The sequence below is a fragment of the Streptomyces sp. NPDC087428 genome (assembly GCF_044744085.1).
Classification (GTDB): Bacteria; Actinomycetota; Actinomycetes; order Streptomycetales; family Streptomycetaceae; genus Streptomyces.
In genome coordinates this window covers 56499-70266 of the sequence record NZ_JBIUXR010000023.1, presented here as the reverse complement: position 1 = coordinate 70266, position 13768 = coordinate 56499, and the positions used below count along the sequence as shown (strand labels likewise).

Annotated in this window: 12 protein-coding genes; 4 read left to right on the top strand and 8 right to left on the bottom strand. The window is 73.9% G+C overall.

All coding sequences use genetic code 11. The annotated features are described in order from the left end of the window. Nucleotides 1-104 precede the first annotated feature (104 nt). From ACIO3R_RS36180 to ACIO3R_RS36160, 5 genes are read right to left on the bottom strand one after another with little or no spacing between them, the layout of a single operon-like run. Nucleotides 105-902 (bottom strand): type III pantothenate kinase, encoded by a 798-nt coding sequence (locus ACIO3R_RS36180; RefSeq protein ID WP_189546096.1) that lies wholly within the window; start codon nt 900-902, stop codon nt 105-107. After that, nucleotides 902-1945, bottom strand: a complete 1044-nt coding sequence (gene nadC / locus ACIO3R_RS36175; RefSeq protein WP_385034877.1) for a carboxylating nicotinate-nucleotide diphosphorylase — start codon at nt 1943-1945, stop codon at nt 902-904. The genes ACIO3R_RS36180 and nadC overlap by 1 nt, the downstream gene beginning before the upstream one ends. 2 nt (nt 1946-1947) lie before the next feature. Continuing rightward, on the bottom strand, nt 1948-3684 hold the full coding sequence (locus ACIO3R_RS36170) for an L-aspartate oxidase (protein ID WP_385034875.1): 1737 nt from the start codon (nt 3682-3684) through the stop codon (nt 1948-1950). After that, a complete protein-coding gene (gene panC, locus ACIO3R_RS36165; protein WP_402111250.1) occupies nt 3681-4727 on the bottom strand; it encodes a pantoate--beta-alanine ligase in 1047 nt (348 codons plus the stop codon). Before panC ends, ACIO3R_RS36170 begins: the two co-directional genes overlap by 4 nt. Then, nucleotides 4724-5683, bottom strand: coding sequence for a Rossmann-like and DUF2520 domain-containing protein (locus ACIO3R_RS36160; protein WP_385034871.1), 960 nt, complete (start codon nt 5681-5683; stop codon nt 4724-4726). Before ACIO3R_RS36160 ends, panC begins: the two co-directional genes overlap by 4 nt. A 193-nt stretch (nt 5684-5876) precedes the next feature. Between ACIO3R_RS36160 and ACIO3R_RS36155 the strand changes: the two genes are divergently transcribed. Together ACIO3R_RS36155 and ACIO3R_RS36150 are read left to right on the top strand one after the other, a co-directional pair. Then, nucleotides 5877-7109 (top strand): threonine aldolase family protein, encoded by a 1233-nt coding sequence (locus ACIO3R_RS36155; RefSeq protein ID WP_385034869.1) that lies wholly within the window; start codon nt 5877-5879, stop codon nt 7107-7109. A gap of 87 nt (nt 7110-7196) precedes the next feature. Beyond that, nucleotides 7197-8309, top strand: a complete 1113-nt coding sequence (locus tag ACIO3R_RS36150) for a DUF5937 family protein (protein WP_402111248.1) — start codon at nt 7197-7199, stop codon at nt 8307-8309. Nucleotides 8310-8323: 14 nt separating this feature from the next. Here ACIO3R_RS36150 and ACIO3R_RS36145 read toward each other — a convergent pair whose 3' ends face one another. Together ACIO3R_RS36145 and ACIO3R_RS36140 are read right to left on the bottom strand one after the other, a co-directional pair. Next, a complete protein-coding gene (locus ACIO3R_RS36145) occupies nt 8324-8998 on the bottom strand; it encodes a response regulator (RefSeq protein WP_385034865.1) in 675 nt (224 codons plus the stop codon). A gap of 78 nt (nt 8999-9076) precedes the next feature. Next, nucleotides 9077-10282, bottom strand: coding sequence for a sensor histidine kinase (locus ACIO3R_RS36140; RefSeq protein ID WP_385034863.1), 1206 nt, complete (start codon nt 10280-10282; stop codon nt 9077-9079). Between the two features lie 96 nt (nt 10283-10378). Here ACIO3R_RS36140 and ACIO3R_RS36135 point away from each other — a divergent pair, with 96 nt between their 5' ends. Further along, nucleotides 10379-11347 (top strand): SAM-dependent methyltransferase, encoded by a 969-nt coding sequence (locus ACIO3R_RS36135; protein WP_402111247.1) that lies wholly within the window; start codon nt 10379-10381, stop codon nt 11345-11347. 54 nt (nt 11348-11401) lie between these two features. Further along, nucleotides 11402-12544, top strand: coding sequence for an NADH-quinone oxidoreductase subunit D (locus tag ACIO3R_RS36130; RefSeq protein WP_385034859.1), 1143 nt, complete (start codon nt 11402-11404; stop codon nt 12542-12544). Between the two features lie 66 nt (nt 12545-12610). On the opposite strand, the gene ACIO3R_RS36125 is transcribed toward ACIO3R_RS36130, so the two are convergent. Continuing rightward, entirely contained in the window at nt 12611-13654 is a 1044-nt protein-coding gene (locus tag ACIO3R_RS36125) for a hypothetical protein (protein WP_385034857.1), read from the bottom strand. Nucleotides 13655-13768: the final 114 nt, after the last annotated feature.

The following is a 13768-nucleotide window of genomic DNA, read 5'->3' as shown; positions in this document are numbered from 1 at the left end:
CTAAATGGACAAAATCCGTTTAACTGGCCGTCGGGCGGCGCGGCGGCCCCGATGAGCCGCCGCACCCCCGAACCGCCGGTCAGGGCCTTGTGACCGGGCCCGGACTACAGGCGCGACACGTTGCGCTCGTACACCAGGCGCAGGCCGATGAGCGTGAGCCAGGGCTCGTGCTCGTCGATGACGGAGGACTCGCCCAGCACCATCGGAGCAAGGCCGCCCGTCGCGATGACGGTGACGTCGTCGGGGTCGGCCGCCAGTTCCTTCTTCATCCGCGCGACGACGCCGTCGACCTGGCCGGCGAAGCCGTAGATGATGCCCGACTGCATGGCCTCGACGGTGTTCTTGCCGATCACGCTGCGCGGCCGGGCCAGCTCGATCTTGCGCAGCTGCGCGCCCTTGACGCCGAGCGCCTCGACCGAGATCTCGATGCCGGGCGCGATGACGCCGCCGGTGTACTCGCCGCGGGCGGAGACCGCGTCGAAGGTGGTGGCCGTGCCGAAGTCGACGACGATCGCCGGACCGCCGTACAGATCGACGGCGGCGACCGCGTTGATGATGCGGTCCGCGCCGACCTCCTTCGGGTTGTCCATCAGGATCGGCACGCCCGTCTTGATGCCCGGCTCGACGAGGACGGCGGGGACGTCGCCGTAGTAGCGGCGGGTCACCTCGCGCAGCTCGTGCAGGACGGCCGGGACGGTGGAGCAGATGGCGATGCCCTCGATGCCGTCGCCCAGCTCCATGCCCAGCAGTGGGTGCATGCCCATCAGACCCTGGAGCAGCACCGCCAGCTCGTCCGCGGTGCGGCGGGCGTCGGTGGAGATCCGCCAGTGCTCGACGATCTCCTCGCCGTCGAACAGGCCGAGCACCGTGTGGGTGTTTCCGACGTCGATGGTGAGCAGCATCAGGCGTCGGCCCCGTCGGTGTCGCGGAAGTCCAGGCCGATGTCGAGGATCGGCGAGGAGTGGGTGAGCGCGCCGACGGCCAGGTAGTCCACACCGGCCTCCGCGTAGGCGCGGGCGGAGTCCAGCGACAGCCGGCCGGAGGACTCCAGGACCGCGCGGCCGCCCACGAGGGCGACGGCCTCCGCCGTCTGCGAGGGGGTGAAGTTGTCCAGCAGGATCAGGTCGGCGCCCGCGTCCAGCACCTCGGTGACCTGCTCCATCGTGTCGACCTCGACCTCGACCGGGATGTCCGGGAACTCGTCCCTGACCCGCTTGAAGGCCTCGGCCACCCCGCCCGCCGCGATGACGTGGTTGTCCTTGACGAGCGCGGCGTCGGACAGCGACATGCGGTGGTTGACGCCGCCGCCGCAGCGCACCGCGTACTTCTCCAGGGCGCGCAGGCCCGGGGTCGTCTTGCGGGTGTCACGGACCTCGGTCTTCGTGCCTTCGAGCACATCGGCCCAGGCGCGGGTGGCGGTGGCGATGCCGGAGAGCCGGCAGAGCAGGTTGAGCGCGCCGCGCTCGCCGGTGAGCAGGTCGCGGGTCCGGGTGGTGACCGTCAGCAGCTTCTGGCCGGGGACGACGCGGTCGCCGTCCTCGACGTGCCGCTCGACCTCGAACTCGGAGGTGCAGACGATGGACAGGACGGCCTCGGCGATGTGCAGCCCGGCCACCACACCCGCCTCGCGGGCGGTGAAGTCGCCGGTGGCCACGGCGTCCTCGGGGACGGTGGCCACGGTCGTGACGTCCACCCCGCCGTCGAGGTCCTCCGCGATGGCGACGTGCGCGACGTCCTCGACCTGGACCGGGTCCAGGCCCGCGTCGGCCAGGAGCTGGGCGAGCGACGGGTCGAGGCCGCACTCCAGGTCGTCCAGGCCGTAGCCGTCGCCCCCGCCGCAGCCGCAGCCGTCACCGCAGCCGCCCGCGGCGGGTGCGGGCGCGCCGATCTGGATCAGCGGTACGTCCACGGGTGTGGGGCGCGGATTCTCTTCGGGCGTGCTCACGGTTACGGCTCCTCGGGAGTGGGGTGGGTGGTGCTTGCTGCTGCGCAGTCTGCTGCCCCGGCCGGGCGCACGGGGCCGAAACCCTCGGTATCCGTCCGGCGGACGACCAGTTGCCGGTCGGGGGTGAGCCGTACGACAAGGTGCCGGCGCCAGTTCTCGTCGTCGCGCTCGGGCCGGTCCTCGCGCCAGTGGCAGCCGCGGGTCTCCTCGCGCTGCCTGGCCGCGGCGACCAGCACCCGGGAGACCAGGAGCAGGTTGGTGACCTCCCAGGCCTCGACGCCGGGCACCGCGAGCTTCGGCTCGGCCGCGCCGGCGTTCAGGAACGCGCTGCGGTGCAGGTCCTCCAGCTCGTCGGCGGCGGTGGCGAGGCTGTCGGCGGAGCGCAGGACGCCGGCGCCGCGGCTCATGATGCGCTGGATCGTGCCCCGGGCCTCGGGCGCCAGCAGCGGCGAGGTCACCGGGTGCGTGACGACGGCCTCCGCGCCGGCGCGCGGGCGGTCCGCGACGATGTCGGCCGCGATGCGCTCGGCGAACACCAGTCCTTCGAGGAGCGAGTTGGAGGCCAGCCGGTTGGCGCCGTGCACCCCGGTGCAGGCGACCTCGCCGCAGGCGTACAGGCCGGGGACCGTCGTACGGCCCCGCAGGTCGGTGCGGACACCGCCGGAGGCGTGGTGCGCGGCCGGGGCGATGGGGATCGGCTCGGTGACCGGGTCGATGCCGTGGGCGCGGCAGGCCGCCAGGATGGTGGGGAAGCGCTGCTCCCACATCTCGGCGCCGAAGTGACGGGCGTCGAGGTACATGTGCTCGGTGTCGTGCAGCTGCATCTGGCGGATGATGGCCTTGGCGACGATGTCGCGCGGGGCCAGCTCCGCCAGTTCGTGCTGCCCGACCATGAAACGCGTGCCGTGTGCGTCGACGAGGTGGGCGCCCTCGCCCCGCACCGCCTCCGACACCAGGGGCTGCTGGCCCTCCGAGCCGGCGCCGAGGAAGAGGACCGAGGGGTGGAACTGGACGAATTCGAGGTCCGAGACCTCCGCTCCGGCCCGCAGCGCGAGTGCCACGCCGTCGCCGGTGGAGACGGGCGGGTTGGTGGTGGCGGAGAAGACCTGGCCCATGCCGCCGGTGGCGAGGACCACCGCGGGGGCGTGCACCGCGCCGACGCCGTCGTGCTGTCCCTCGCCCATGACGTGCAGGGTGACGCCGGCCGTACGGCCTTCGGCGTCGGTGAGCAGATCGAGGACCAGGGCGTTCTCGACGGTGTGCAGGGCGGCCGAGCGGACGGCTTCGACCAGGGCGCGGGAGATCTCCGCGCCGGTCGCGTCGCCGCCCGCGTGGGCGATGCGGCGGCGGTGGTGGCCGCCCTCGCGGGTCAGCGCGATGTCGCCGTCGTCCGTGGTGTCGAAGTGCGCGCCGATCCCGATCAGCCGCCGCACGGCGTCGGGGCCCTCGGTGACGAGGGTGCGCACCGCCGCCTCGTCGCACAGGCCCGCGCCCGCGACCAGGGTGTCGTCGAGGTGCTGCTCGGGGGTGTCGCCCTCGCCGAGGGCCGCGGCGACGCCGCCCTGGGCCCAGCGGGTCGAGCCGTCGTCGAGCCGGGCCTTGGTGACGACGACGGTGGCGAGGCCCGCGGCGGCGCAGCGCAGTGCGGTGGTGAGGCCGGCCACGCCGGAGCCGACCACCACCACATCGGCGTCGATGGACCAGCCGGGGGCGGGGGCGGTCAGCCGTATTCCGGTCACGTGGTGGCTCCGAAGGTCAGCGGGATGTTGTCGATGAGCCGGGTGGCACCCACCCGGGCGGCGACGGCGAGCACCGCGTCGCCGGCGGTGCGGTCGTCGGGGAACTCGGTGAAGTCCGCCGGGTCCACGAGGGCCACGTAGTCGAGTTCGAGCGGGGGCTGTTCGGCCGCCGCGTCGTCCAGGACAGCGCGGGCGGCGGCGCGCACGGCGGCCGGTCCGCCGTCCGGCCTGGCGCGGGCGACCGCCTGCGCGTCGGCGGCGAGCCGGGCCTCGCCGAGCCGGATGAGCCCGGCGGCCCGGTCCTCGCTCGACCCGCCGGACAGTGCGCGGGCGTGCAGCGCCTGCTGGGCGGCGAGCCGGTCACGGGCGGCGAACAGGGCCCGGGACAGCGCGAGGGCGGTGTGGCGCTCGTGCGCGTCGAGGAAGCGGTTGCGGCTGGAGAGCGCGAGGCCGTCGGGCTCCCGGGCCGTCTCCACCCCCACGATCTCCACGGGGAAGTTCAGATCGCGGACCATGCGGCGGATCAGCGCCAGTTGCTGGGCGTCCTTCTGCCCGTAGAACGCGAGGCCGGGGCGGGTGAGGTGGAGCAGCTTGGCGACGACGGTGAGCATCCCGTCGAAGTGCCCGGGGCGCGAGGCCCCTTCGAGCCGCTCGCCCATCGGTCCTGCCGAGATCCGGACCTGCGGTTCCCCGCCGGGGTAGACCTCGTCGGCGGACGGGGCGAAGACGGCGTCGCCGCCGGCCGCGCCCGCGAGGGCGAGATCGGCGTCGAGGGTGCGGGGGTAGCGGTCGAGGTCGGCCGCCTCCCCGAACTGGAGCGGGTTGACGAAGACGGTGACGACGACCTGACCGGCCGGTCCGACGACCGCGCGGGCGGCGCGGATCAGCGAGGCGTGGCCCTCGTGCAGGGCGCCCATCGTCATCACGACGGCGCGCTCGGGCCGGGTGCCGGGGGCGCCGGCCGTGCTGCCGGCGGTCGCGGCCGGGGTGTACGCGTCGAGCTCGGCGGCGGTGCGGAGCAGCGTGGCGGCGGGGTCGGTCATCGGGACTCCTCCGGTCCGGCGCCGGTGCGGCCGCCATCGGTGCGGCCGCCGTCGGCCAGGACGCCGAGCAGGTCCTCGGCGAGCTCCGGCTTGAGCATGCCGTGGGCGAGGGCGCGGTCGGCGGTGGCGCGGGCCATCGCGACGTATCCGGCCACCGTCTGCGGGGCGTGGGCGCGCAGCTCCCCGATGTGCGCGGCGACCGTGCCGGCGTCGCCGCGGGCGACCGGGCCGGTCAGGGCGGCGTCACCGGAGCGCAGGGCGTTGTCGAGCGCGGCGCCGAGCAGCGGGCCGAGCATCCGGTCGGGGGCGGTGACCCCCGCCGTGCGCAGCAGCTCCATCGACTGGGCGACGAGCGTGACCAGGTGGTTCGCGCCGAGGGCGAGGGCCGCGTGGTAGAGCGGACGGGACTCCTCCGCGATCCACTCGGGTTCGCCGCCCATCTCGATGACCAGCGCCTCGGCGGCGAGCCTCAGCTGTTCGGGGGCGGTGACGCCGAAGGAGCAGCCGGCCAGCCGCTGGACGTCCACGGAGGTGCCGGTGAACGTCATCGCCGGGTGCAGGGCGAGCGGCAGGGCGCCGGCCCGCAGCGCGGGGTCCAGCACCTTCGTGCCGTACCGCCCCGAGGTGTGCACGATCAGCTGTCCCGGCCGGACCGCGCCGGTCTCGGCGAGGCCCTCGACGAGGCCCGGCAGGGCGTCGTCGGGCACGGTCAGCAGGACGAGCTCGGCGCGCGCCAGGACCTCCGCGGGCGTCACCAGGGGGACGTCGGGGAGCAGGTCGGCGGCGCGGCGCACCGAGGCGTCGGAGACGCCGGACACGGCGACCGGGCGGTGTCCCGCCAGTCGCAGGGACGCGGCCAGCGCGGGGCCGACGCGGCCCGCGCCGACGACGCCGACGGTGAGACGGGCGGGGCGGTCCCTCGCGTCGAGGGGCTCCTTGGGGGCTGTTGCATTCACGCGGCAGTGGCCTTCCGTTCCAGTCCGCGGGGGGTACCGGACGATTTCTCTGCATGCTACGCCAGCGTTTCGTCCGGCTCCCGACTGTCCACAGGCTGTGGGAAACCCGGCCGGCCGGGCCGCTCCGGACGGGGGCGGACGGGGGTGCGAATAACCCGTGGGCGGGAGCCCGGTTCTGCGTGATGATCGTCCCATGGCAGACATGAACGAGCAGGCGGGCGCCGGAGCGGCGGACGGGACACCGGGCCCGGACGGACCCCAGGACGCGGACCGGTTCCCGCGGATCCGCCGGATCACCGCGTGGCAGCGGGCCGAGCGGACCCTGTGGCGGGCTCCGATGGACCGCTCACTCGGCGAGCAGCTGGCCGTGCTGGCCGCCGACGCCGGCACGCTCACCGATCTCGGGCAGCCCGTGGACATCTACGGCGGCGGCGTGGTCGCCGAGCTGGAGCAGCGGATCGCCGAGGTGCTCGGCAAGGAGGCGGTCGCGTTCTTCCCGACCGGGACGATGGCGCAGCAGGCCGCGCTGCGCTCCTGGGCGGGGCGCACCGGCAACCCGACGGTGGCGCTGCATCCGCTCGCCCACCCCGAGATGTACGAGCGCGGCGCGCTGTCGGTGGTGAGCGGGCTGCGTACCGTCCACCCGACGTCCGAGCCCCGGCTGCCCACGGCGGACGAGATCCGCGACTTCGACGAGCCGTTCGGCACCCTGATGCTGGAGCTGCCGCTGCGGGACGCGGGCTTCGTCCTGCCCACCTGGGAGGAGCTGGAGGCGGTGGTGGCGGCCGCCCGCGAACGCGATGCGGTGGTCCACTTCGACGGGGCGCGGCTGTGGGAGTGCGCGACGCACTTCGGGCGGGAGCTGCCGGAGATCGCGGCGCTCGCGGACAGCGTGTACGTGTCGTTCTACAAGACCCTCGGCGGGATCTCCGGGGCCGCGCTCGCCGGTTCCGCCTCGCTGATCGAGGAGGCCAGGACCTGGCGGCACCGGTACGGGGGCCAGCTCTTCCAGCAGTTCCCGGCGGCGCTCTCCGCCCTGAGCGGCCTGGAGCGGGAGCTGCCGAAGCTGCCGTCGTACGTGGCCCACGCGCGGGTGGTGGCGGAGGCGCTGTCCGAGGGCTTCACGGAGGCCGGTGCCGGGTGGTTCCGGGTGCATCCCGACCCGCCGCACACGCACCAGTTCCAGGTGTGGCTGCCGTACGCGTCCGACGTCCTTACGGAGGCGTCGGTGCGGCAGGCGGAGGAGAGGGGCACGGCGCTCTTCCGCATGTGGCAGCCGGCCGGCGCCGGGCCCCCCGGGATCTCCTGCACGGAGGTCAGCGTGACCGAGTCGGGGCTGACGTGGACGGCGGCGGACGTGAAGGCGGCCGTGGGCGACTTCCTGAAGCTGGTGGCCGAGCAGGAGCGGCTCGCCCGGCAGAAGTAGCGGCGCGCCCGGCGGGCCGCCGATTGACGCCGGCCGTCAATCGGGTCCCGGCCCGCCGCGCTCACCCCGCACCATGGAGGGGTGAGCGTGACCATCGACATCACGGGGCTGGACCCCGGGCGCATCGTCTTCGAGACCTCCCCCCTCGCGGAGCTGGGGCTCGCCCTGCACGCGCTCTCCGAGCCGGGGCACCACCCGGGACTGCACGGCTGGGCGACGGCCACCGCCACGGCCCTGGAGCCGGACCTCGCCGACCGGCTGCACGAGGCGGACTTCCTGTGGCGGAACACCTTCTCGGACGTCTTCATGCCGTTCGCGGGGGTCCGCGGCGGCGACGGCAGGACGGGCGCCGGCCTCGCGGAGGACCTGGACATCCTCGACCGGCTGGACGACGAGCGCTTCGTCGCCGCGGCCCTGGAATTCACCTGCGCCGCCCTGTACGGGGCCGGCGCGCCCTCGCCCCTGGTCGACGCCGGGATGCGCGCCCGCGCCCTGGACATGGCGGCGACGCGGGGCCCGCAGCAGGCGGAGTTCACCCAGCGGCTGCTGACCGACCCCGCCTCCGTGCGCCGCTGGGTCCGGCGCCTCTTCGAGGACTGTGACCAGGCGTTCTTCGCGGACACCTGGCGGCGGACGCGGGTCCAGCTGGTGGCCGACGCCCGGCACAAGACGGATCTGCTGCGGCACAAGGGGATCGGCGAGGCGCTGGGCGCGGTGTCCACCGCGGTGTCACTGGACGCCACCGGGGACCGCGTCCACATCGACAAGCTGACCGAGGGCTCGACCGACGCCACCGACCCGGCCGTGGGCCCCGGCATCACGCTCATCCCGACCAGCCTCGGCTGGCCGCACCTGACGGTGCTGCACGCGCCGGGCTGGCGCCCGGTGATCCACTACCCGGTGCACCGGCCCGAGCTGCCCTCCCCCGCCTCCGTCGAGCTGCTCCAGCTGCGGATGGAGGCGCTGGCCCACCCGGTGCGGATGCGGCTGTGCCGCAACATCGCCCGCTCCCCGTACACGACCGGGGAGCTCGCGGAGACGCACGGCATCACCTCTCCCGAGGTCTCCCGCCATCTCGCGGTGCTCAAGAGGGCCGGTCTGATCACGACCCGGCGGCGCGGCCGGTACGTACTGCACCAGCTGGACCTGACCGTCGTGGCGCGGCTCGGCAGCGACTTCCTGGAGGGCATCCTGCGCTGAGGGCCCGCCCGCGCTCAGCCCGCCCCGCCGCCGGCCCGCACCAGCCCGGTCTCGTAGGCGAGGACGACGACCTGCACCCGGTCGCGCAGGCCGAGCTTGGTCAGGATGCGGCCGACATGCGTCTTCACGGTCGCCTCCGAGAGCACCAGCCGCGCGGCGATCTCGCCGTTCGACAGGCCCTGCGCCACCAGCAGCATCACCTCGCGCTCCCGCTCGGTGAGCTTGGCGACGTCCTTGTGGCGCGGCTCGGCCGTACCGCTGGGCAGCATCGGGGAGAAGCGGTCGAGCAGCCGGCGGGTGGTGGACGGCGCGACGACCGCGTCACCGCTGTGCACGGAACGGATCGCGGCGAGGAGCTCGCCCGGCGGCACGTCCTTGAGCATGAAGCCGCTGGCCCCGGCCTTCAGCCCGGAGAACGCGTACTCGTCGAGGTCGAACGTCGTCAGGATGAGCACCTTGGGCGCGTCGGGCTGCGCGCAGATGCGGCGGGTGGCCTCGACGCCGTCCAGCCGCGGCATCCGCACATCCATCAGCACGACGTCGACCGCGGTGGACCGCAGGTTCTCGATCGCCTCCGCGCCGTCGCCGGCCTCCGCGACGACCTCCATGTCCGGCTGCGCGGCCAGCACCATCCGGAAGCCGGTACGCAGCAGCATCTGGTCGTCGACGAGCATCACGCGGATCGCCATGGGGTCTCTGTCTCCTGTTTTTTCGTTCTGCGGTAGGTCCTCGGTGGGCGGGGACGGCCGAGCCGTCTTCGAGAAGCCCTAGTCGGCCGGTTTGAGCGGCAGCAGCGCGCTGATCCGGAATCCGCCGCCGGGGCGCGGTCCGGCATCCAGCGTGCCGCCGACCATGCCGACCCGCTCACGCATGCCGATCATCCCGTGGCCCGCGCCGTCGGCGCCGCCGTCCTCGTACAGTTCGTGCGCGGCGCCCCGGCCGTCGTCCTCCACCAGCAGGCCGAGGCCGTCGTCGAAGTACACCAGCCGCACACTGGCCCCGGCGTTGGGGCCGCCGTGCTTGCGGGTGTTGGTCAGCGCCTCCTGCACGATGCGGTACGCGGTCAGCTCGACGCCGCTGGGCAGCGGGCGCGGTGTGCCCTCGATCTTGAAGTCGACGGCCAGACCGGACTGCCTGACCTGGCCGACCAGGTCCTCGATCTGCTCGACATCGGGCTGCGGGACGTACTCCCCGCTCTCCCGCACGTCTCCGGTCCGCAGCACACCGAGCAGCCGCCGCATCTCCGCCAGCGCCTGCCTGCCGGTGCTGGAGATGGTCTCCAGCGCCTGCCGGGCCTGATCGGGCGCCGCGTCCATGACATAGGCGGCGCCGTCGGCCTGCACCACCATCACCGAGACGTTGTGCGCGACGACATCGTGGAGTTCGCGGGCGATACGGGCCCGCTCCGCGGCCACCGCGACCTTCGACTGCGCCTCGCGCTCCCGCTCCAGCCGGGCGTTGCGCTCCTCCAGCTGGTCGAAGTAGGCCCGCCGGGTCCGCATCGAGTCACCGAGCACCCAGGCCAGCACGAACGGCACCGTCATCACGACGACGATGAAGCCCTTCTGCGCCCAGCTGCCCGGCTCCTCGTTCGGCCAGCGGAGCTGGGAGAGCCCGGCCGCGCACAGGCTGCACGTCAGGGCGAGCCGGGACGCCCAGCGCTCCCCGACGGTGGCCACGGTGAAGGTGATCACCAGCATGGCGAAGTTCGCGGTGGTCGGTCTGACCCCGAACACCAGCTGGACGACGCCCATCGCGATGGCGAGCAGCAGCATCTTCTCGGGGGCGCGGCGGCGCAGTGCGACGACGACGCTGAGACCGATGACGACCGGCACCACGGCGAAGCGCTCACCGCTGCCGCGCCCGACACCGCCCACCACAATGGTCATGCCGGAGAGCCCGAGGAGGAAGACAGCCCAGAAGCTGTCGACGCCCATCGGGTGTCTGCGGATGAAATCGTAGAGGCGCTGCACGTAACCCAGCGTAGGGACAGCCGACAGGTGCACGGGTCAGCCAAAGGGCCGATCCGGGTCCGCAGACCGTACTCCCCAAGGTGGAGACTTGGATATGTGACGGATGACTGGCGCGGGTGGCAGGAGGCGGCTGAGACCGCTTTGTACGGGGACGGGGGGTTCTACCGGAGCCCCGAGGGGCCCGCGGGTCATTTCCGTACCTCCGTGCACGCATCCGGGCTGTTCGCCGCGGCCGTCGCCCGGCTGCTGGTCAGGACGGCCGGCGAGCTCGGGACCCGTTCGGTGGACCTGGTGGATCTGGGGGCGGGGCGCGGAGAGCTGTTGACGGGAGTGCTCGCCGCGCTCCCGTCGGAGGGCGGCGACGGTCTCGCGGTACGGGCGTACGCCGTGGAGCTGGCCGCGCGCCCCAGCGGTCTGGACCCACGGGTTCAGTGGTGCGCGGAGCCCCCGCGCGGCGTGCGCGGGCTGCTGTTCGCCAACGAGTGGCTGGACAACGTGCCGACGCCCATCGCCGAGACGGACCAGGACGGCGTCGACCGCTACGTGCTGGTCCGGCCGTCGGACGGTGCGGAGCGGCTGGGCGAGCCGGTGGGCGGGGCCGACGCCCGGTGGCTGAGCCGCTGGTGGCCGTCGGCGGGACCGGGCGGCCGGGCGGAGATCGGCCGCCCGCGCGACGAGGCGTGGGCGCGTGCGGTGTCCGCACTGTCCGGCGGGCTCGCGGTGGCCGTGGACTACATGCACCTACGGGAGGCGCGGCCGCCCTTCGGCACGCTGACCGGCTTCCGGGCGGGGCGCGAGGTGCGGCCGGTGCCGGACGGCAGCTGCGACCTCACCTCCCACGTGGCACTGGACGCGTGCGCGGCGGCGGGCGGTCCGGCCGCGGAGATCCGCACCCAGCGCGAGGCGCTGCACGACCTGGGCGTCAGCGGCGGGCGCCCGCCGCTGTCCCTGGCGTCGAGCGACCCGGCCGGCTACGTACGGGCCCTGGCCGGGGCGGGTGAGGCGGCGGAGCTGACCGCGCCCGGCGGCCTGGGCGGCTTCGGCTGGCTGACGCAACGGGTCTGATCCGCGTTCCACCCCGCACCCCGCGGCACCGGCTCCCGCAGGGATACTGTCCGCATGACGGAGACCACAGTCGGCATCGGCGGCGCGGCGGAGAGCACCGACATGGTGCTCAACATCGGCCCGCAGCACCCCTCCACCCACGGCGTGCTCCGGCTGAGGATCGTCCTGGACGGCGAACGCGTCCAGCAGGCCGAACCGGTCATCGGCTACATGCACCGCGGCGCGGAGAAGCTCTTCGAGGCCCGCGACTACCGGCAGATCGTGATGCTCGCCAACCGCCACGACTGGCTGTCGGCGTTCTCCAACGAGCTGGGCGTCGTGATGGCCGTCGAGCGCATGCTCGGCATGGAGGTCCCGGAGCGCGCGGTCTGGACCCGCACCCTGCTGGCCGAGCTGAACCGGGTCCTCAACCATCTGATGTTCCTCGGCTCGTACCCGCTGGAACTCGGCGGGATCACCCCGGTGTTCTACGCGTTCCGGGAGCGCGAGGAGCTCCAGGCCGTGATGGAGGAGGTCTCCGGCGGCCGGATGCACTACATGTTCAACCGGGTCGGCGGCCTCAAGGAGGACCTCCCGGCGGGCTGGCTCGGCCGCGCCCGGGACGCCGTCGCCTCGGTCCGGTCCCGGATGGACGTCTACGACAAGCTGGTGCTCGGCAACGAGATCTTCCGGGGCCGTACCCGCGGGGTCGGCGTGCTCCCGGCGCGGGCCGTGCACGCGTACGGGGTGTCCGGGCCGATCGCCCGCGCCTCTGGCGTCGACTTCGACCTGCGCCGGGACGAGCCCTACCTCGCGTACGGGGAGCTCCAGGACACCCTGAAGGTCGTCACCCGCACCGAGGGCGACTGCCTGGCCCGGTTCGAGTGCCTGCTGGACCAGACGCACAACGCCCTGGACCTGGCGGACGCCTGCCTGGACCGGATGGCGGACCTGGCGCCCGGTCCGATCAACCAGCGGCTGCCCAAGGTGCTCAAGGCCCCCGAGGGCCACACCTACGCCTGGACCGAGAACCCGCTCGGCGTCAACGGCTACTACCTGGTGTCCAAGGGCGAGAAGACCCCGTACCGGCTGAAGCTCCGCTCGGCGTCGTTCAACAACATCCAGGCGCTCACCGAGCTGCTGCCCGGCACCCTGGTCGCGGACATGGTCGCGATCCTGGGCTCGCTGTTCTTCGTCGTCGGCGACATCGACAAGTAGCCCGGCCCCGTCGGCGCCATCGACAAGTAGCCCGGCCCGCGCGGCGGGAGGCTCCTGCCCCCGCCGCTACGAGATCGCGCTGCGCAGCTCCGCGACGTCCAGCTGTTCCGTCTCGTCGTGCGCGGTCAGGTCGATGACCTTGCCGACGGCCCGGTTGTCGGCCGCGCCCGTGCGGTGCGCGGCGAGTGCCTCCTCGCCCACCACATCGGCGAGGTCCTCGTTCTGCACGGACTCGATCGCGGCGTGTGCCTTCTGCGTACCGAAGAAGTCGAAGCTTCCCTGCGGCACCAGATGGCGGCGGGCCGCCGCGTACGGGACGACCGCGCCGGCGGCCGGCACGGCGCTCTGGGCGGGCTGGGCGCTCTGGGCGGGCAGTGCCCTGGGCGGCCGGGGCGGCGCGGGCAGGGCGGCCGGGCGGCGGTGCTGCCCGTCGTCCGTCGTGGCGCCGGTGTGCGCGGCCGCCGCGTGCCTTCCCTGCCGCTCCCGCGTCTCCCGGGCCCGCTCCGCGAGAGCGTGCTTCCTGGCCTGCTCGGCGGTGCGCCGCGCCTGCTGGAGCGCCCGGTTGCGCGTGAGGTCCTCCAGCGCCTGGGCGGCCCGCAGATATCCGGCCGCTGTCGGGGTGCTGCGCGCGGCGGGCAGTTCGCGGGGCGGCGCGGCCGCCTCCAGGGCGAGCTGCCGGCGGCTCTCCAGCACACTGGCGCGCTCGGTCTCGGCGTTGGCGTACCGCCGCAGCAGTGCGGCGTGCTCGCCGCGGAGCCCGGCCAGTTCGACGCGCTTGCGGCGCAGCTTCGTCTCCAGACGGGCGCGCAGTTCGCGCGACTCGTCCAGATCGGCCTCGATCTCCGCTGCGCGTTCCTCGGCCCGCCACTCGTCGCCGGCGCGGGCACGCGTCAGCTCCGCGACGCGACGGCCCGCCTCCCGGTCCCAGCTGCGCATCAGATACGCGCCGGTGAGGGCGGCGGCCGCCGCGGCGGCGACCAGCGCGCGCAGGACCAGGGGATCGGCGGGCAGCCAGGCTGCCGCGGCACAGAGGACCGAGGCTCCGGCCACGACCGAGGGCGGAAGGATTCTGTGCAGAGGTGGCGAATGGCGATGGCGTCCACGTGGCATGGCCTGAAATTTACCGTGCGTACGGCCTGCTTGGGGGGCCGCCCGGCAATCTGTTCCCCGCCGGTTACCTGACGGCCCCTAAAACAACTGCTTCCGCTCCCGTGCGCGGGCCTT